Origin of the sequence: Streptomyces griseochromogenes (genome assembly GCF_001542625.1) — a bacterium.
Taxonomy (GTDB): Bacteria; Actinomycetota; Actinomycetes; order Streptomycetales; family Streptomycetaceae; genus Streptomyces; species Streptomyces griseochromogenes.
The window spans coordinates 8,498,275-8,517,537 of the sequence record NZ_CP016279.1; the positions used below are offsets into that span (position 1 = coordinate 8,498,275).

14 protein-coding genes are annotated in these 19,263 nt (G+C 71.9%); 5 read left to right on the forward strand and 9 right to left on the reverse strand.

What is annotated here, in order from left to right; genetic code table 11:
* Nucleotides 1-11 precede the first annotated feature (11 nt).
* The 4 genes from AVL59_RS36875 to rpsA form a co-directional block, all read right to left on the reverse strand.
* Nucleotides 12-392, reverse strand: a complete 381-nt coding sequence (locus AVL59_RS36875) for a tetratricopeptide repeat protein (RefSeq protein WP_067313377.1) — start codon at nucleotides 390-392, stop codon at nucleotides 12-14.
* 49 nt (nucleotides 393-441) lie between these two features.
* A complete protein-coding gene (gene coaE, locus AVL59_RS36880; RefSeq protein WP_067313379.1) occupies nucleotides 442-1,086 on the reverse strand; it encodes a dephospho-CoA kinase in 645 nt (214 codons plus the stop codon).
* Between the two features lie 76 nt (nucleotides 1,087-1,162).
* Nucleotides 1,163-2,101 carry a PAC2 family protein gene (locus AVL59_RS36885; RefSeq protein ID WP_067313380.1) on the reverse strand — a complete coding sequence of 313 codons (939 nt, stop codon included), beginning with the start codon at nucleotides 2,099-2,101 and terminating at the stop codon, nucleotides 1,163-1,165.
* Nucleotides 2,102-2,363: 262 nt separating this feature from the next.
* Nucleotides 2,364-3,857, reverse strand: coding sequence for a 30S ribosomal protein S1 (gene rpsA, locus AVL59_RS36890; protein WP_067015219.1), 1,494 nt, complete (start codon nucleotides 3,855-3,857; stop codon nucleotides 2,364-2,366).
* A 369-nt stretch (nucleotides 3,858-4,226) separates the two neighbouring features.
* On the opposite strand from rpsA, the gene AVL59_RS36895 reads away from it, so the two are divergent.
* A complete protein-coding gene (locus tag AVL59_RS36895; RefSeq protein WP_067318181.1) occupies nucleotides 4,227-5,051 on the forward strand; it encodes a class I SAM-dependent methyltransferase in 825 nt (274 codons plus the stop codon).
* Nucleotides 5,052-5,135: 84 nt separating this feature from the next.
* Nucleotides 5,136-7,724, forward strand: a complete 2,589-nt coding sequence (hrpB, locus tag AVL59_RS36900; protein ID WP_067313382.1) for an ATP-dependent helicase HrpB — start codon at nucleotides 5,136-5,138, stop codon at nucleotides 7,722-7,724.
* Here hrpB and pgfA read toward each other — a convergent pair.
* The 3 genes from pgfA to AVL59_RS36910 form a co-directional block, all read right to left on the reverse strand.
* Entirely contained in the window at nucleotides 7,714-8,706 is a 993-nt protein-coding gene (pgfA, locus tag AVL59_RS36905) for a cell envelope lipid trafficking protein PgfA (protein ID WP_067313383.1), read from the reverse strand. The genes hrpB and pgfA overlap by 11 nt on opposite strands.
* 27 nt (nucleotides 8,707-8,733) lie before the next feature.
* Nucleotides 8,734-8,868: an SPW_0924 family protein gene (locus AVL59_RS51850; RefSeq protein WP_107407402.1), complete on the reverse strand. Its 135-nt coding sequence runs from the start codon at nucleotides 8,866-8,868 to the stop codon at nucleotides 8,734-8,736.
* A 162-nt stretch (nucleotides 8,869-9,030) separates the two neighbouring features.
* The gene (locus AVL59_RS36910; protein ID WP_067313385.1) at nucleotides 9,031-10,779 is read right to left on the reverse strand and encodes a lytic transglycosylase domain-containing protein; all 1,749 of its coding nucleotides are present in this window, start codon (nucleotides 10,777-10,779) and stop codon (nucleotides 9,031-9,033) included.
* Nucleotides 10,780-11,094: 315 nt separating this feature from the next.
* Here AVL59_RS36910 and AVL59_RS36915 point away from each other — a divergent pair, with 315 nt between their 5' ends.
* Nucleotides 11,095-11,952 carry a DUF4184 family protein gene (locus tag AVL59_RS36915; protein ID WP_067313387.1) on the forward strand — a complete coding sequence of 286 codons (858 nt, stop codon included), beginning with the start codon at nucleotides 11,095-11,097 and terminating at the stop codon, nucleotides 11,950-11,952.
* Here the strand turns inward: AVL59_RS36915 and AVL59_RS49825 are convergent.
* Both AVL59_RS49825 and polA read right to left on the reverse strand, forming a co-directional pair.
* Nucleotides 11,870-12,304, reverse strand: a complete 435-nt coding sequence (locus AVL59_RS49825; protein ID WP_208870504.1) for a hypothetical protein — start codon at nucleotides 12,302-12,304, stop codon at nucleotides 11,870-11,872. The two genes, AVL59_RS36915 and AVL59_RS49825, sit on opposite strands and share 83 nt — an antisense overlap.
* A gap of 578 nt (nucleotides 12,305-12,882) precedes the next feature.
* Nucleotides 12,883-15,609, reverse strand: a complete 2,727-nt coding sequence (polA, locus tag AVL59_RS36925; protein WP_067313390.1) for a DNA polymerase I — start codon at nucleotides 15,607-15,609, stop codon at nucleotides 12,883-12,885.
* Between the two features lie 369 nt (nucleotides 15,610-15,978).
* Between polA and AVL59_RS36930 the strand changes: the two genes are divergently transcribed.
* Both AVL59_RS36930 and AVL59_RS36935 read left to right on the forward strand, forming a co-directional pair.
* A complete protein-coding gene (locus tag AVL59_RS36930; RefSeq protein ID WP_237281776.1) occupies nucleotides 15,979-18,327 on the forward strand; it encodes an FdhF/YdeP family oxidoreductase in 2,349 nt (782 codons plus the stop codon).
* Nucleotides 18,328-18,375: 48 nt separating this feature from the next.
* Nucleotides 18,376-18,867: a hotdog fold thioesterase gene (locus tag AVL59_RS36935; protein WP_067313392.1), complete on the forward strand. Its 492-nt coding sequence runs from the start codon at nucleotides 18,376-18,378 to the stop codon at nucleotides 18,865-18,867.
* The last annotated feature ends 396 nt before the right edge of the window (nucleotides 18,868-19,263 follow it).

Genomic DNA, 19,263 nt, shown 5'->3' on the forward strand with positions numbered 1-19,263 from the left:
TCGCCCGCAGGTCAGTGCTCGAAGCGGGCCGCCTTCAGGTACTGCGGATTGGGGTCGAGCGCGGCCGCCAGCCGGAAATGGCGTTTGGCCTGGTCGGATCGGCCCTGGCGTTCATAGGTACGGGCGAGCGCGAAGTGCGCGAACGCGTTGTCCGGCTCGCGCTCCAGCACGATCGTGAACTCCAGTTCGGCGGGCCGTAGTTGAGCGGCGGCGAAGAAGGCGCGCGCACGCAGCAGTCGGGCCGCGGTGTTCTCGGGATGGGCGGCGATGACTCCGTCGAGCAGCTTCACCGCGCCGCGCGGGTCCCGTGCGTTGAGCAGATGCTCGGCGGCACGGAAGTCGATGACATGCGTCTCCGGGGTACGTCCGGTCGAACCGCTGGTCTCGTGCACGGCACAGTCCTTCCCTCGCTGCGGCCGTTCAACGCCCGGTCGCGGCCCGCTATTCCGCGCCGCCGCCCGGACGGCTGTCCTGCGACGCCGTCCGGGACGCGCGCGACCGTCGCACGAGCTCGTCCCAGACCTCCGCCACGCGCCCCCTCAGCACGTCCAGGGGTACGTCGTTGTCGATCACGATGTCGGCGATCTCCCGGCGCTGTGCGCGGGTCGCCTGCGCGGCCATACGCGCGCGTGCGTCCTCCTCGGTCATCCCGCGCAGCCGCACCAGCCGGTCGAGCTGGGTCTCGGGGCTCGCGTCGACGACGACCACGACGTCGTACAGCGGTGCCAGGCCGTTCTCGGTGAGCAGCGGGACGTCGTGGATCACGACGGCGTCGCCGGCCGCGGCGCTCTCCAACTCCTGGGAGCGGGCGCCCACCAGGGGATGCACGATCGAGTTGAGGACGGCCAGCTGGTCGGGGTCGGCGAACACGATGGAGCCGAGCCTGGGCCGGTCCAGGCTGCCGTCCGTGGCGAGAACGTCCTCGCCGAAGGCCTTCACCACGGCCGCGAGACCGGGTGTTCCGGGCTCGACGACCTCACGCGCGATGCGGTCGGCGTCGATCAGCACGGCCCCGTGCTCCACGAGCAGCCGTGACACCTCGCTCTTGCCGGCACCGATCCCGCCGGTCAGGCCCACTTTCAGCATGAGCGGAAGCTTAGGCCCTGGCACGGACAGGGCCACCACCGGCACCTGCCCGCAGCGAACGGCCGTGGCGGGCGCCCTAGTTCTCGCCCTCCCGCTCCGCCAGGAACCGCTCGAACTCGCGCCCGATCTCGTCGGCCGAGGGGATGTCCACCGGTTCGGCGAGCATGTTGCCCCGGGTCTCGGCGCCCGCGGCGGCGTCGTACTGGTGCTCCAGGCCCTGGATGAGCGCGGTCAGCTCCTCGTCGCCCTCCTGGATCTGCCGGTCGATCTCCGTCTGCGTGCGGTGTGCGTCGGTGCGCAGGGAGTGCGCGACACCGGGCAGCACCAGGCCGGTGGCGGCCGTGATGGCCTCCAGGACGGTGAGCGCCGCGTCCGGGTAGGCGGAGCGGGCGATGTAGTGCGGAACGTGCGCGGCGACGCCCAGGACGTCGTGCCCGGCCTCCATGAGGCGGTACTCCAGCAGCGACTCGGCGCTGCCGGGCACCTGCGCCTCGTCGAAGGGGCTGCGGTGGCCCGGGACGAGATCGGTGCGGCTGCCGTGCGGGGTGAGGCCCACGGGGCGGGTGTGCGGGACGCCCATGGGGATGCCGTGGAAGTTCACGGACAGGCGGACCCCGAGCCGCTCCACGATCTGTCGTACGGCCGCGGCGAAGCGCTCCCACTCCACGTCCGGCTCGGGGCCGGACAGCAGCAGGAAGGGCGCCCCCGTGGCGTCCTGGACGAGCCGGACCTCGATGCCGGGCTCCTCGTACTCGGTCCAGCGGTCCCGCTTGAAGGTCAGCAGCGGACGGCGGGCCCGGTAGTCCACGAGCCGGTCGTGGTCGAAGCGGGCCACGACCTGGTGGGGCAGTGAGTCGAGGAGCCGGTCGACGATCTGGTCGCCCGTCTCACCCGCGTCGATGTATCCGTCGAAGTGGTAGAGCATGACAAGGCCGGCCGACTCCTGGGCGAGCGCCATGTCGACGACTGCCAGGCCCTTCGGCTCCCATGCGTACAAACCCTGCGGATCAAGCACTGTGACCGCTCCTCCTCGTGTTCGTCATCGACAACACGCCCTGGAACAGGGTCATTCCCACAACACGCCGTTGATCAGCAATCTCTCGGAGTGGAGGGAACGAAGGGTACCCGCAACCCCCTGGGGGCGCGGGGAAGTGCGCGACCGGCCACAGACGGACCGGCAGCCGAAGAACGACCTCTGGCACCCGGAAACGCCCGAGGGGCCGCACCTCGAAAGGTACGGCCCCTCAGCGCTATCGGCTAAGCCCGGCGGCTGGCGATCAGCTCTGGCCGCCGGCCAGCTTCTCGCGCAGCGCGGCCAGCGCCTCGTCCGAGGCCAGGGCACCAGAGGTGTCCGCACCCTCGGAGGAGTACGAACCGCCACCGGACGCGGCCGGAGCGGCGGCCTCGCCACCCTCGGCGGCAGCGGCAGCGTCGGCCTCGCGGGACTTGATGACCTGCTGCTGGTGCTGCTCGAAGCGGGTCTGCGCCTCGGCGTACTGGCGCTCCCACTCCTCGCGCTGCTTCTCGTAGCCCTCGAGCCAGTCGTTGGTCTCGGGGTCGAAGCCCTCGGGGTAGATGTAGTTGCCCTGGTCGTCGTAGGACGCGGCCATGCCGTACAGGGTCGGGTCGAACTCGACCGAGGCCGGGTCGGCACCGAAGGACTCGTTGGCCTGCTTCAGCGAGAGGCTGATGCGACGACGCTCGAGGTCGATGTCGATGACCTTGACGAAGATCTCGTCGTTGACCTGGACGACCTGCTCCGGGATCTCCACGTGGCGCTCGGCCAGCTCGGAGATGTGGACCAGACCCTCGATGCCCTCGTCCACGCGGACGAACGCACCGAACGGAACCAGCTTCGTGACCTTACCCGGGACGACCTGGCCGATCTGGTGGGTGCGGGCGAACTGCTGCCACGGGTCTTCCTGGGTCGCCTTCAGCGACAGGGAGACGCGCTCACGGTCCATGTCGACGTCGAGGACCTCGACGGTGACCTCCTGGCCGACCTCGACAACCTCGGACGGGTGGTCGATGTGCTTCCAGGAGAGCTCGGAGACGTGGACCAGACCGTCGACGCCACCCAGGTCCACGAAGGCACCGAAGTTGACGATCGAGGAAACCACACCGGAACGGACCTGACCCTTCTGGAGGGTCGTGAGGAACGTCTGGCGGACCTCGGACTGGGTCTGCTCCAGCCAGGCACGGCGGGACAGGACCACGTTGTTGCGGTTCTTGTCCAGCTCGATGATCTTGGCCTCGAGCTCCTTGCCCACATAGGGCTGGAGGTCGCGGACGCGGCGCATCTCGACCAGGGAGGCCGGGAGGAAGCCACGGAGGCCGATGTCGAGGATGAGACCACCCTTGACGACCTCGATGACGGTACCGGTGACGATGCCGTCCTCTTCCTTGATCTTCTCGATGGTGCCCCAGGCACGCTCGTACTGGGCGCGCTTCTTCGAGAGGATCAGGCGGCCTTCCTTGTCCTCCTTCTGGAGGACCAGGGCCTCGATCTCGTCACCGACGGCGACGACCTCGTTCGGGTCGACGTCGTGCTTGATCGAGAGCTCGCGGCTCGGGATGACACCTTCGGTCTTGTAACCGATGTCGAGCAGGACCTCGTCCCGGTCGACCTTCACGATGACGCCGTCGACGATGTCGCCGTCGTTGAAGTACTTGATCGTCTCGTCGATCGCGGCGAGGAAGGCTTCCTCGTTACCGATGTCGTTGACCGCAACCTGCGGGGTGGTGGCGGTGGTCTCGGTGCTGCTCGTCATGTGGGAAAGGGCTCCGGTACGGACATTGAAGTCGTAGGTACTGCTTGCGCCAGGAGCCCGTTTCGCTCTGCCGAAGCCGGACAGCCAAGGAAGCGCCCCACCAGAGACTGGTGATGGCGCCTCGACAACCGAGGGGACATACAACAGATGCGAGCGCAGCCTGCTACGTCTGAGGAGCGCAGGCTCGCAGCGCAACTTGTAGCATACGGGGGCAGCCGGACAGGGTCAATGCGCGAAGGCGCCCACCCGGGGCGGATCGCCGCATACCCGGCACAAGAATCGTCCCAGGAGGCCACGCAGGGCTGCGGGACCCCTTCCGTGACGCGCGCCCGGCGGGTTGCACGGAAGAGTACGACGAGGGAGCCGATCATCCAAGAGCCCGAAGCGCTCGACCCTGAGGGGTTCGAGCCGGAAGCCACCCGACGCGACGCGGGAGTCGCGGAGAGCGCCAGCGCCAATCGGGGCTGGTGGGACCGCAACGCGGACGAGTACCAGGTCGAGCACGGCACGTTCCTCGGGGACGACCGCTTCGTGTGGGGCCCGGAGGGCCTGGACGAGGTGGAGGCCGAGCTGCTCGGCCCGCCGGAGGAGCTGAAGGGCAAGGACGTCCTGGAGATCGGCGCGGGTGCGGCGCAGTGCTCGCGCTGGCTGGCCGCCCAGGGCGCCCGCCCGGTGGCGCTGGATGTCTCGCACCGCCAGCTCCAGCACGCCCTGCGCATCGGCGGATCGTTTCCCCTCGTCTGCGCCGACGCCGGCGCGCTGCCCTTCGCGGACGGCTCCTTCGACCTGGCGTGCTCCGCGTACGGGGCGCTGCCGTTCGTGGCCGACCCGCGGCTGGTCCTGCGCGAGGTGGGCCGGGTGCTGCGGCCGGGCGGCCGGTTCGTCTTCTCCGTGACGCACCCGATCCGCTGGGCGTTCCCCGACGAGCCCGGCCCCGAGGGCCTCTCGGTGGCCTCGTCCTACTTCGACCGCACGCCGTACGTGGAGCAGGACGAGGAGGGCCGCGCGGTCTACGTCGAGCACCACAGGACGCTCGGCGACCGCGTCCGGGACATCGCGGTCTCGGGCTTCAGGCTGGTGGACCTCGTGGAGCCGGAGTGGCCGGCCTGGAACACCTCGGAGTGGGGCGGCTGGTCCCCGCTGCGCGGGAACCTGATTCCCGGGACGGCGATCTTCGTGTGCGAGCGGGACTGACCCCCTTCGCGTGCTCCTGGCGTCCCCTTCGCGTCCTCGCACGCACGCGTGGGCCGCGTTTTCCGGCCGTACGACACTAGGGGCGTGATCCGTTACGACGCCCTGGACGCGCTGCCCGTGCGCGCCGCCCTGCCCGCCCTCACCGACGCCCTGGACGCGCACGGCACCGCCGTCCTGGTGGCGCCGCCCGGCACCGGCAAGACGACGCTGGTCCCACTGGTGCTCGCGGGCCTGGTCGGCGGCGGTCCCGCGCGGCGGGTCGTGGTGGCCGAGCCGCGGCGGATCGCGGCGCGCGCGGCCGCCCGGCGGATGGCGTGGCTGCTGGGCGAGAAGACCGGCGGGAGCGTCGGCTACACGGTGCGCGGCGAACGGGTCGCGGGGCGGCACACGCGCGTGGAGGTCGTGACCACCGGTGTGCTGCTGCAGCGGCTGCAGCGGGACCAGGAGCTCGCGGGCGTCGACGTCGTGGTGCTCGACGAGTGTCACGAGCGGCATCTGGACGCCGACACGGTGGCCGCGTTCCTGTGGGACGTACGGCAGGCGCTGAGGCCGGAGCTGCGGCTGGTGGCCGCGTCGGCGACCACGGACGCGGGGGGCTGGGCGCGGCTGCTCGGCGATGCTCCGGTGGTCGAGGCCGAGGGGGTCTCGCACCCCGTGGACGTGCTGTGGGCGCCGCCCGCGCGTCCGGTACGGCCGCCGCACGGCATGTGGGTGGATCCGGCGCTGCTGGCACACGTGGCGTCGGTGGTGCGGCGGGCGCTGGCCGAGCGGGAGGGCGACGTACTGTGCTTCCTGCCCGGCACGGGCGAGATCGCGCGCGTGGCCGGGCAGCTCGGCGGTCTGGGGGCGGTGGACGTGCTCCAGGTGCACGGGCAGGCGCCGGCCGCCGTGCAGGACGCGGTGCTGGCGCCCGGGGAGCGGCGCCGGGTGGTGCTGGCCACGTCCGTGGCGGAGTCTTCGCTGACGGTGCCCGGGGTGCGGGTGGTGGTCGACTCGGGGCTGGCGCGGGAGCCGCGGGTGGATCATGCGCGCGGCCTGAGCGGGCTGACCACGGTACGGGCGTCCCGCGCGGCCGGGCGGCAGCGGGCGGGGCGGGCCGGGCGTGAGGCGCCGGGCGCGGTGTACCGGTGCTGGACGGAGGCCGAGGACGGCCGTCTGACGGCCTTTCCCGCGCCGGAGATCAAGGTGGCCGATCTGACCGCGTTCGCCCTTCAGGCGGCCTGCTGGGGCGATCCCGACGCCTCGGGGCTGGCGCTGCTGGATCCGCCACCGGGCGGGGCGATGGCGGCGGCGCGGGATGTCCTGTCGGCCGTGGGGGCGGTGGACTCCGACGGGCGGGCCACCGAGCGAGGAGTGCGGCTGGCTCGGCTGGGGGTGCATCCGCGGCTGGGGCGGGCGCTGCTGGACACGTCGGGCGAGGGGGCCGAGGTTGTCGCTCTGCTCTCGGAGGAGGTGCCGCGGGAGTACGGGGACGATCTCGCCGGTGCGTTGCGGAGGGCTCGGCGTGGTGGCGACGCCTATGCGGGGCGATGGGTCGCGGAGGTGCGGCGGCTGCGGGCCGTCTCGGGGGAGTTCGCCCACCCGCTCACCCGTGACCGCCGCCCAGAAGGCACCGCCCAGGCCGGACCGGACACCCCGGCGGGAGCAGGAGACCGTCGGCCGCGAGGGGGCGCCGGGGCCGGCGGGTGGGGCGGGGCCGGGGAGGACGGGCTCGTCGGGCTCGTCGCCGCTCTTGGTTTTCCCGAGCGGGTCGCCAAGTCGGACGGGGGGTCGTATCTCATGGCCTCGGGGACGCGGGCCGAGGTGGCCGAGGGGTCGGCTCTGCGCGGAGCGCCCTGGATCGTCGTCGCCGTCGCCGACCGGCCCGCCGGGAAGGGGCACGCGCGCGTGCGGCTCGGGGCAGCCGTGTCCGAGGAGGTGGCCCGGGCCGCGGCCGGAGCGCTGCTGACGGAGCGGGACGAGGTGCACTGGGCCGACGGGGACGTCGTGGCCCGGCGCGTCGAGCGGCTGGGAGCCGTCGAGCTGGCCGTGCGGCCTCTGAGGGACGCCGGACCGGCCCTCGTACGCGCGGCGCTCCTCGACGGGCTACGGCAGGACGGGCTCGGGCTGTTGCGCTGGTCACCGGAGGCGCAGACGCTGCGGCAGCGGCTGGCGTTCCTGCGCGCGCACCTCGGGGAGCCGTGGCCGGACGTGTCGGACGAGGCGCTGCACGCGCGCGTGGACGAATGGCTGGAACCTGAGCTGAGCCGGGCCCGGCGGCGGGCCGATCTCGGGCGGATCGACGCCGGGCAGGCGCTGGCGCGGCTGCTGCCCTGGGCGAGCGGGGAGGCCGCCCGCCTTGACGAGCTGGCGCCCGAGCGGATCGCCGTACCGAGCGGGTCCAGGATCCGGATCGACTATCGGGACCCCGAGCGGCCCGTGCTCGCGGTGAAGCTGCAGGAGATGTTCGGGCTGCGGGAGACACCGGCCGTCGCGGGGGTGCCGCTGCTCGTGCACCTCCTCTCCCCCGCCGGACGGCCCGCCGCCGTCACCGCCGACCTCGCCTCCTTCTGGAAGGACGGCTACAAGGGCGTGCGCGCGGAGTTGCGGGGGCGCTATCCGAAACATCCGTGGCCGGAGGACCCGGCGACGGCCGAGCCCACCCGGCACACCAACGCGCGGCTCAGGCGCTGACCGGTTCGGGTTCCGTCGTCTGCGCGGGGGCCGGGTCCTGGGGGCGGCGGCCGCGTGCCTCCAGGTACAGGGCGAGGGAGAGGAGCAGCAGGCCGAAGGCCAGCGAGCCCCAGGGGACGTAGGAGGTGAGCGTCAGGATCAGGGTGCGGTTGTGCTTGACCAGGGCGACCGTGTGCTCGATGTAGTCCTCGCGCATCTTCACGTCCCCCGCGAACGCCGTCACCTTGGCCCGGCCCCCGAGCAGGGTTCCGCCGCGCAGTTCCTCCTTGTGGAGCTCCTCGGCGTACACGGGTGCTCCGGTGACCGGTTCGACCCAGAACTTGCGGACCGTGCTGTACCAGCGGGTGGTACCGGTCTTGGCCACCGACTGGGGGGTGATGCCCTGCACGGGCATGGCCTTCGGGAAGGGCACCTTGGTCCAGGGGACGGTCTGTTCGAAGTAGTAGACCTTCACGCCGCGGAAGGTCTGCGTGCCCTTGTAGTGGATGGGGCTGGTGGTGCGGGTCTGGGCGTCGAAGTACTCGTAGTCGCGCTTCTGGGTGAGGAAGGGCCACTTGAACTCGATGCCGTCCCGTTTGACCGGGTCGCCGTCGACCGCCTCGCCGGTGGCGTGGACGGGATCCTGGCTGTGGGCGTCGAAGATGTAGCGCTCGGGGACCTTGGAGACCATCTTGCCGTCGGGGCCCTGGACGTAGGACAGGCTGTCCCAGACGACGACCGGCCGCCCCGCCGTCCTCTCGATCTTCTTGGCGGCCTCCACATCGCCCCTGAGGGTCTGCACGATGGTCACCTTGGAGACCTTCTTCGCGCGCATCGTGCCGTAGTCGAGGAGGGTGGCGCCCTTGGCCTCCACGACCATGTCCTGGTACTGGTTCGCCGGGATCCGGGCCAGACGCGGGAAGGCGTACCAGCGCATCAGCGGGGACAGCGCCGCGAAGAACACGGCGCAGGCGAGCAGGACCAGGCTTGCCTTGCGGCGCATTCCGGCCTCCCTCCCGGACGGGCGCTGCTACGGGTGCGAGGGCACCGTCGTCAGCAGCGGCTTGGGGGACGTCCGGCCCGTCGGCGCACCCATGGCGGTGATCGCCAGGACCAGGGCGAGCGCGAGGGCGAGACCGGACGCGGCGGCGATCAGGGCGCGCATGCGGGGCCTCCCGGCGGACGGTTCCTGATGAATCGTCAGATGCAGGTGCGGCAGGCACCGTAGCAACGGGCGGCCGAGATGAGAACAGGTTGCACACACGGACAAGGGCGCCCTCTCCGTGGCGGAGGGGGCGCCCTGTGGCCCTGTGTGCCGTCCGTACCGTCAGGAGGTCGCGGACGGGGACGGGCTCGGCGAGGGGCCGGCCGAGGTGTCGGTCGCGGCGACCTTCAGCTCGACGGTGAGCGTCGCGCCGCCGGTGGTGGTGATGCGGAGCAGGAAGGTGCCGGTGGTGTCGTCCGCGTAGAGCTTCGGCAGGGTGAGCAGGCCCTTGTCGTCCGTCCGGAGGTCGGTGAGGGTGCGTACGGTCTTGCCGTCGGCGTCCTTGAAGTAGGGGCCCTTGTCGTTCTCGGTGGCGTCGTCGGCCGACTTGATCAGGGTGGCGGTGGCCGCGACCTTGTCCGCGACGGCGCCCTTGTACGTCGCCTTCACCTGGACCTGGTCGGCGAACTCGCCGCCCGGAGTGCAGGTCAGCGGGGTGTCGCTGGTGCGGGCGAGAGTGTCGGCGGCGCGGTCGGTGACGGTGGCCGTGTAGTCGACGCCCTTGGTCTTGTGGCCGACGACGGCGGTGGTGATCTTGAAGTTGCCGGTCTTCTCGCCCGCCTGGAGCGCGGGCGCGACCGCCACGCCCTTGGCGTCGGTGGCGATCGTGGCCACGGTCTCGCCGCCGACGAAGGTGGCGTCGGTGTCGCCGGTGATGGTGAACCGGATCCGGACCTTGCCGACAGCCTTGCCCGCCTTGGTCTCCGCGCGGGTGCCGATCCGTAGGCCGAACGCGTCACCGGCCATCGCGGTGAGCTTGCCGGTGTCCGCGTCCTCCAGGTGGTCCACGGTCTCGGAGGGGGTGGGCGGCTTCGGGGCCGGCGGCTTCGGGTCCGGGTTCCCGTTGCCGCCGCCCGGCTTGCCGGGGTCGGGCTTGCCCGGGTCAGGTTTGCCCGGGTCGGGCTTGCCGGGGTGCGACGGGCCGTGGCCCGGCTTGGACTTCGGCGTACCGGAGGGCTTCGGGGTGCTGTCGTCGCTGCGGTGCCGGGGCACGCCGCCGGTGCCGTCGGGCACGGAGTGGATGCCCTTGCGGTAGTACTCCAGCCACCTCAGGACCAGGTTCAGGTAGTCCTGCGAGTTGTTGTAGCCGAGGATCGCGCTGTGCAGGCCGGCCTCGGTGGACATGTCCCGGCCGTCGCGGCACAGGTAGTGGCCGGCGGCGAGTGCGGCGTCGTAGACGTTGTTGGGGTCCTTCTTGCCGTCGCCGTTGCCGTCGCGGCCGGCCCAGGCCCAGGTGGACGGGATGAACTGCATCGGGCCGACGGCCTGGTCGTAGGCGCTGTTGCCGTCGTACTCGCCGTGGTCGGTGTCCTTGATGAGCGCGAAGCCGTTGCCGTCGAGCTGCGGGCCGAGGATCCGGCTCAGCGTCGTGCCGTTCGCGTCGACGAGGCCGCCGCGGGCCTGGCCGGACTCGACCTTGCCGATGGCGGCGAGCAGTTGCCAGGGCAGATTGCACTCCGGCTTGGAGGAGCGCAGTTCGGCCTCGGCCTTCTTGTAGGCGTCGAGGACCGTGGCGGGGATACCGGCCTCGGCCTCACCCCGGGAGACGGGCGTGCCGACGGTGGGCGACGGGCTGGGGTTGGGGCTGTTGAGAGGCGGCAGGTCCGTGTAGTACGGCGAGTTGCCGGTGGCGTTGTCGTCGGAAGCCGCGTCCGGCACGGGGGTGCTGGCCCCGGCCGCGGCCTGTCTGCCGCTGCCCTCGCCGGTCACCACTCCCGGAGCCTGGGACGCGGACAGAGCCGCGACCGCTGCCGCGGCCACGGCGGTGGTCGCCGCCCCTTTGCGCAGCCGCCTGCCAAAATGCGCCGCCATAGAGTGAACCCTCCCGTGGACGTGTTGCGTCCGTCTCCGTCTGACTGCCTCGCCCTGGTGTGACGGTTGACCCGGCGTTCTGGTTTCCCTGTGCCGCCCTTCCATTCGTGCGACGCGTGTTCGACCATGCGGCGGGGCAGACAACCCAGGTGACCCTACGACAACTTGCTGTACGCAGGGACCCGTTCGCGCCCGGTTTTTACCGTTTGGCCAACTCACGTTGCCCTGGGTGCCCTCGAGTGAGGCTCACGCATACTGGACGGACGTGATCAACGGTTCCGGCGCCGGGGCCGACAACCGTTCCAGGGGGCCCTGTTGCCGTTCACGCTCAGCCATGCGGCGGCCGTGCTGCCCGGTATCCGGCAGGACGGCGGCGGCCGGGGCCGGTTGGTGCCCGCGGTGCTCGTCGCGGGCTCGTTCGCGCCCGACATGACCTACTACGCGGCGAGTGTCCTGTCGGGCGGGATGGAGTTCGGGACGGTCACGCACTCCTTCGCGGGTGTGGTGGGCGTGGACGTGCTCATCACCTGGGCGTCGGTGGGGCTGTGGCTGCTCGTCCGGGAGCCGCTGGTGGCGCTGCTGCCCCGGCGCGGCCAAGGGCGCCCGGCGGCACTGCTGCGCTGCGGTGCGCCCCGCACGCGCGTGCGGGGCTCTTCCGTGCTGTGGTGGTACGTCTCCGCCGTGCTCGGCGCGCTGACGCATGTCGTGTGGGACGCGTTCACGCATCACGACCGGTGGGGGTCACGGCTGATTCCGGCTCTTGGGCGGAGTGCGGCGGGCATGCCGATGTACTCATGGCTGCAGTACGGCACGTCCGCGGTGGCCGCCGTGGTGATCGCCGTGTTCCTGGCACGTGCGCTGCGCGGGGCGCCGGGCGGTGAGCCGGTGGGAGTGCCCGTGCTGTCCGTACGGGACCGGTGGCGGGCCTTTGCCGTGATCGGCGGCTGTGCGCTGGCGGGCGCGGTGCAGCGGGCCTCGCGGTGGTGGAAGTACCAGGGCGCCGCCGCCAGTCCCTGGGACCTGGTGCCCACGTTGTGTTTCGGGGTCGGCGCCGGGCTGGTCCTCGGGGTGCTGGTGTACGCGGCCGGGGTCAGGGTGTGGCGCCCGGCCCCGGCTCCGGACGGTCCCGGTGCGGCGGTCGGTGCGGACCGGGGCCGCCCGGTGGCTCGGTGACGCGGGCCACGAGGACCGGCGCCACGAAGACGGTGAGGGTGCGCCGGGGGCGGACCCTCGGGATCAGGGTGAGCAGAAGCGCGAGGTAGCCGCGGGCCAGGTCCGCCCGGGCCCGCCAGTCGGGGGCGGCACCGTCCGTCCTGGCGACCCGGGCGGCGAGCCGGCGCCGGAGGTTCGCCGCGGCCCTGCGGACCGTCGCGGGCAGGTCGGCGGGGATGCGGGCGGTGCTCGCGTCGGCCGCGAGGGGCGGGACCGACGAGGCAGGCGTGGCCTGGGCCGAGGCGGTGTCCGCCCGGGCCGGGGTGCCGTGGCGTGCCTCGGGCGTCCGGCGGTGGAGCATGCGTATACCCATGCCCGCAGTGTTGCGGCTGCGGGGGGCGGGGGGCGTTTTGGCGGGGGCCACGTGAGTGAAGCGCCCTGCGAGGGTTCGGCCGGTTCGGGTGCGGGCGGGGGCCAGGAGAGCCGTGGGTGCTGTGCGGGCCGAGGGGCCTGTGGGCGGGTCGCGGTGGGGCCGTGCACCGCCGGAACGCGTCGTGGGGGTTGATCACCGTTGCGGCGGAGAAGAAATTGCCACCGCCGCGATGCGAGAGAAGCAGGCCTCGGGGTCGCGGCAGGGGGATGACGTCGGCCTTGGCGCTCGCCGGACGTCACGACAGCGGGGCAGCAGGCACGGGCCTCGCCTGCCGTCACGGTAGGGGAGCAGAAGCCGTCTGCCTCGGTACCTGCCAGTCGCCGCGGCAGGGCGGAGGGAAGAAGTCGTTCCCTTCGTCGCCCGCCCGCACCGCGGCGGACGGGAAACGTGGGCCCCTGGCAGACGATCGCCGGCGCAGCTGCGGGAGAAGGCCCCGCGCCGGGCATCCGGCCGGACTCGCGGTGGCGGAGGCCGTTGCCGCAGGGTGGCGGCAGCGGCCTCCGCCGGGGCCGTGGAGGCTAGTGCGCTGCCGACTCCCAGTCCGGGCCCACGCCCACGGAGACGTCGAGGGGCGCCCTCAGGTGGACCGCTTCGGCCATCTCGCGGCGGACGATCTCCTCGGTGGCCTCGCGCTCGCCGGGGGCGATCTCCAGGACGATTTCGTCGTGGACCTGGAGCAGCATGCGGGACTTGAGGTCCGCCTCGCGCAGGGCCCGGTCGACCTTGAGCATGGCGATCTTGACGATGTCCGCCGCCGTGCCCTGGATCGGCGCGTTCAGGGCCATGCGCTCGGCCGCCTCGCGGCGCTGGCGGTTGTCGCTGTTGAGGTCGGGGAGGTAGCGGCGGCGACCGAAGAGGGTCGCCGTGTAGCCCGTCGCCCGGGCCTCGTCGACCGCGCGGCGGAGGTAGTCCCGGACCCCGCCGAACCGCTCGAAGTAGGTGTCCATCAGGGCGCGCGCCTCGGCCGCGTCGATGTTCAGCTGCTGGGAGAGGCCGAAGGCGGAGAGGCCGTAGGCCAGGCCGTACGACATCGCCTTGATCTTGCGGCGCATCTCCGCGTCCACCGCGTCCCGCCCGACCGAGAAGACCTGCGAGGCGACCGTGGTGTGCAGGTCCTCGCCGGAGGTGAACGCCTCGATGAGGCCCTCGTCCTCGGAGAGGTGGGCCATCACCCGCAGCTCGATCTGGCTGTAGTCGGCGGTCATCAGGGACTCGAAGCCCTCGCCGACCACGAAGCCACGGCGGATCGCCCGGCCCTCGTCGGTGCGGACCGGGATGTTCTGCAGGTTCGGGTCCGTGGAGGACAGGCGGCCGGTCGCGGCCACCGTCTGGTTGAAGGTGGTGTGGATACGGCGGTCGCCCGCGATGGTCTTGATCAGGCCCTCGACCGTGACGCGCAGCTTCGCCTGCTCGCGGTGCCGGAGCATGATCACCGGCAGTTCGTTGTCGGTCTGGGTGGCGAGCCAGGCCAGGGCGTCGGCGTCGGTGGTGTAGCCGGTCTTGGTCTTCTTGGTCTTGGGCAGGGCCAGCTCGCCGAAGAGGACCTCCTGGAGCTGCTTGGGCGAGCCCAGGTTGAACTCGTGGCCCGCGGCCGCGTGTGCCTCCTTCACGGCCTGCTGGACGGCACCCGCGAACGTCTGCTCCATCGCTTCGAGGTGCGCGCGGTCGGCCGCGATGCCGTGGCGCTCCATGCGGGCCAGCAGAGCGGAGGTGGGCAGCTCCATGTCCCCCAGGAGGTCGGCGGCGCCGACCTCCTCCAGGCGCGCCTCGAAGGCCTCGCCCAGGTCGAGGACGGCACGGGCCTGGATCATCAGCGCCTCGGCCTCGGCGCCGTCGTCCGCGCCGAAGGCCAGCTGGCCGTCGGCCGCGGCGGCGGGGGCCAGCTCGCGGTGCAGGTACTCCAGGGACAGCGCGTCCAGGTCGAAGGAGCGGCGGCCCGGCTTGACCAGGTAGGCGGCGAGCGCGGTGTCCATGCCGACGCCCTCGACGCTCCAGCCGTGCTCGGCGAAGACGCGCATGGCGCCCTTGGCGCTGTGGAACACCTTGGGCCGGGCGGCGTCGGCGAGCCAGGCCGCGAACGCGTTCTCGTCGGCCTCGTCCAGCTCGGCGGGGTCGAACCAGGCGGCGGCGCCCTGGGCCGCGGCGAGCGCGACCTCGGCGACCGAGCCGGTGCCCAGCGCCCAGGTGTCGACGGTGGCGACGCCGAGGGTCCCCGTGCCGTGCTCGGCGAGCCAGGGGGCCAGCTCGCCGGTGCCGAGGACCGTGCCGTCCAGTTCCACGCCCTCCGCGGCAACCGGGGTGACCTCGGCCTCCTCGGAGCCCGGGTCGACCGCGAAGAGCCGCTCGCGCAGGGAGGGGTTGCGGATCTCCAGGGTGTCCAGGACCAGCGCGACGGTCTTGCGGTCGTACGGAGCCCGCTCCAGGTCGGTGACCGTCTTCGGCAGCTCGACCTGCCGCTCCAGCTCGGTGAGGCGGCGGTTGAGCTTGACCGACTCCAGGTGGTCGCGGAGGTTCTGCCCGGCCTTGCCCTTGACCTCGTCGACACGCTCGACCAGCTCCGCGAACGAGCCGAACTGGTTGATCCACTTCGCCGCGGTCTTCTCGCCGACGCCGGGGATGCCGGGGAGGTTGTCGGACGGGTCGCCGCGCAGGGCCGCGAAGTCGGGGTACTGGGCGGGCGTCAACCCGTACTTCTCGACAACCTTCTCCGGGGTGAAGCGGGTCAACTCCGAGACGCCCTTCGTCGGGTACAGCACGGTCGTGTTCTCGGTGACCAGCTGGAAAGAGTCGCGGTCGCCGGTGACGATCAGCACCTCGAAGCCCTCGGCCTCGGCCTGGGTGGCGAGGGTGGCGATGACGTCGTCCGCCTCGAAGCCCTCGACGGCGAAGCGCGGTGCGTGCATCGCGTCGAGCAGCTCGCCGATCAGCTCGACCTGGCCCTTGAACTCGTCCGGGGTCTTGGAGCGGTTCGCCTTGTACTCGGTGAACTGCTCGGAGCGCCAGGTCTTGCGGGAGACGTCGAACGCCACCGCGAAGTGCGTGGGCGCCTCGTCGCGCAGGGTGTTGGCCAGCATCGACGCGAAGCCGTAGATCGCGTTCGTCGGCTGGCCGGTCGCGGTCGTGAAGTTCTCCGCGGGCAGCGCGAAGAACGCGCGATAGGCCAGCGAGTGCCCGTCCATGAGCATCAGCCGGGGACGGGTGCCGCCGGGGTTCTTGTCGGTCTTCTTCGATGCTGTCTCTGCCACGCCCCCGATCCTGCCACGGCCCACTGACACTCCGGTGCGGTCGGCTCCGCCGGGGTGCCGGGGACGTCCGCCGGCGGCCGCTCGTCGCGAGAGGAAACCGTGCGGGGAAACGGCGAGAGGAAGAGGGACAAGAGGAGGGGCACGCCACGGCGGTGGAGAGCGGGCGGGTGTGACGGTCGTCACCATGAGGGGGGTTCGGCACCGCCGGACAGCGCCGTCGGGGCGCATCGCCGTTGCGGCGGGAAGAAGATGAGCGGCACCGGGCGCCCGAGGCCTCGCGGTCCGGCAAACCCGGCTCTCTCGATTGTCGGCGGCCCGTGGGAGGATCGGGACCTTATTACTCACACGCAGTGCGAAGAGGAGCGTGCGATGGCGACGAAGCCTCCCACGGGTGATCCGGTTCAGGACGCGCCGCAGGTAGCGGAGCCGAAGCACGCGGCGGCGGGGCTGCCCGCCATCGGGCACACCTTGCGCATCGCCCAGCGGCAGATGGGCGTGAAGCGCACCGCGCTGACGCTGCTGCGGGTGAACCAGAAGGACGGCTTCGACTGCCCGGGCTGCGCCTGGCCGGAGCCGGAGCACCGGCACAAGGCGGAGTTCTGTGAGAACGGCGCCAAGGCGGTGGCCGAGGAGGCCACCCTGCGCCGGGTCACGCCCGAGTTCTTCGCCGCGCACTCCGTCGCCGACCTGGCCACCAGGAGCGGCTACTGGCTGGGCCAGCAGGGGCGGCTCACGCACCCCATGTATCTCCCCGAGGGCGGCGAGCGCTACGAGCCGGTGAGCTGGGAGCGGGCCTTCGACATCATCGGCGAGGAGATCGCGCGGCTCTCCTCCCCCGGCGAGGCCGTCTTCTACACCTCGGGGCGGACCAGCAACGAGGCCGCGTTCCTGTACCAGCTCTTCGCGCGCGAGCTGGGCACCAACAACCTCCCCGACTGCTCGAACATGTGCCACGAGTCGTCCGGCTCGGCACTCAGCGAGACCATCGGCATCGGCAAGGGCAGCGTCCTGCTGGAGGACCTCTACAGGGCCGATCTGATCATCGTCGCGGGGCAGAATCCGGGGACGAACCACCCGCGCATGCTCTCCGCCCTGGAGACGGCCAAGGCGAACGGCGCGAAGATCATCAGCGTCAACCCGCTGCCCGAGGCCGGCCTGGAGCGGTTCAAGAACCCGCAGACCCCGCAGGGCATGCTCAAGGGCGCCGCGCTCACCGATCTGTTCCTGCAGATCCGCATCGGCGGCGACCAGGCGCTCTTCCGTCTCCTCAACAAGCTGATCCTGCAGACGGAAGGCGCGGTCGACGAGGAGTTCGTGCGCGAACACACCCACGGGTACGAGGAGTTCGCCGCCGCAGCGCAGGCCGCCGACTGGGACGAGACGCTCACCGCGACCGGCCTCACGCGCGGGCAGATCGAGGAAGCCCTGCGGATGGTGCTCGCCTCGCAGCGCACCATCGTCTGCTGGGCGATGGGTCTCACCCAGCACAAGCACGCGGTCCCGACCATCCGCGAGGTGGTCAACTTCCTGCTGCTGCGCGGCAACATCGGGCGTCCGGGCGCGGGCGTGTGCCCGGTGCGCGGCCACTCGAACGTGCAGGGCGACCGCACGATGGGCATCTTCGAGCGGCCCGCCCCGGCCTTCCTGGACGCGCTGGAGAGGGAGTTCGGGTTCGCGCCGCCGCGTGAGCACGGCTTCGACGTCGTACGGGCCATTCGCGCGCTGCGCGACGGCGAGGCGAAGGTGTTCTTCGCCATGGGCGGCAACTTCGTCTCCGCCTCTCCCGACACGGAGGTCACGGAGGCGGCCATGCGGCGCGCCCGGCTGACCGTGCACGTGTCGACCAAGCTCAACCGTTCGCACGTGGTCACGGGCGCGCGTGCCCTGATCCTGCCGACGCTCGGCCGTACGGAACGGGATCTGCAGGGCAGTGGCGAGCAGTTCGTCACCGTCGAGGACTCCATGGGCATGGTGCACGCCTCGCGCGGGCGGCTCGCGCCCGCGAGCGGGCAGCTGCTGTCCGAGCCGGCGATCGTGTGCCGGATGGCGCGCCGGGTCCTGGGCGAGAACAGCGTCGTGCCGTGGGAGGAGTTCGAGAAGGACTACGCGACGATCCGCGACCGCATCGCGCGCGTGATCCCCGGCTTCGAGGACTTCAACGCCCGCGTGGCCCGCCCTGGCGGCTTCGCGCTGCCGCACGCCCCGCGCGACGAGCGCCGCTTCCCGACGGCGACCGGCAAGGCCAACTTCACGGCGGCGCCGGTGGAGTACCCGGAGCTGCCCGAGGGCCGGCTGCTGCTGCAGACGCTGCGTTCGCACGACCAGTACAACACCACGATCTACGGCCTGGACGACCGTTACCGGGGCATCACCAACGGCCGCCGGGTGGTGCTGGTGAACCCGCAGGACGCGCGGGCCCTGGGGATCGCCGACGGGTCGTACGTCGACCTGGTGAGCGAGTGGAAGGACGGCGTGGAGCGGCGGGCGCCGGGCTTCCGGGTCGTGCACTATCCGACGACCCGGGGCTGCGCGGCGGCCTACTACCCGGAGACCAATGTGCTCGTGCCGCTGGACGCCACCGCCGACACCAGCAACACCCCGGCCAGCAAGTCCGTCGTGGTCCGCCTCGAGAGCCAGGAGGGCGAGCGCCAGGAAGGCGGGAGCCAGGAGGGCGAGAGCCTCGCGACACGCCGTCTGGAACAATTGGTGACCGACTGAGCGTTTGCTCAGCCAAGAGACAGGCGTACGACGAACGGAGCCGGGCCCATGGGTGAGCAGCAGCAGGTGAAATTCCCGCAGGAGGTCATCGACGAGTACGCCGCACTCGGCGTCGACCTTCCCGCGCTGTTCTCGGCGGGCCACCTCGGGGCGCGGATGAGCGTGCAGATCCTGGAGGCCTCGGCGGAGCGGGTCGTCGGGACGATGCCCGTGGAGGGCAACACCCAGCCCTACGGCCTGCTGCACGGGGGTGCCTCCGCGGTGCTGGCGGAGACCTTGGGCTCGATCGGCTCCATGCTGCACGGCGGCACCTCGAAGATCGCGGTCGGCGTGGACCTGAACTGCACGCACCACCGCGGCGTCCGCTCGGGTCTGGTGACCGGCGTGGCCACGCCCGTGCACCTGGGCCGGTCGACGGCGACGTACGAGATCGTGATCAGCGACGAGGAGGGCCGCCGGGTGTGCAGCGCCCGGCTGACCTGTCTGCTGAGGGACGTCCGCAAGGGCGACGAGGTGCACGTACAGGGCAAGGGCGCCTGACAGCGTCCCGGCGGGGCCGTCGGGCCCCGCCGAACCGTCACCCCCGCCCGGTCGGCAGGACCACCGGGCCGAAGAACCGCCCCTTGGAGTGACCGGCATGGGGCACGCGCCTCGAAGTGGCGTCAAGAGAGCGGCACCGCTGGCCAGTTGACGGCCCGCCAGGTCCTCAGTGGCCCGCGGAGGCCGGCCCGGCGGCCGACGGCCGGCCGCGCCACCCCAACCGGCAACGCCGCCAGCCGCGTTCCGCACCCCGCGCCCGGAATCGCGAAGAAGTTCCGAAGCCTCGACTTCCCTTCGCCGACGTAACTCTACGTAATACGCGTGCAATACACATTTGCGCTTTCCCCCCTGGTTCCCCTTGTACACGGCGCTCCTCCGCAACCCCGGAAGTCGCCT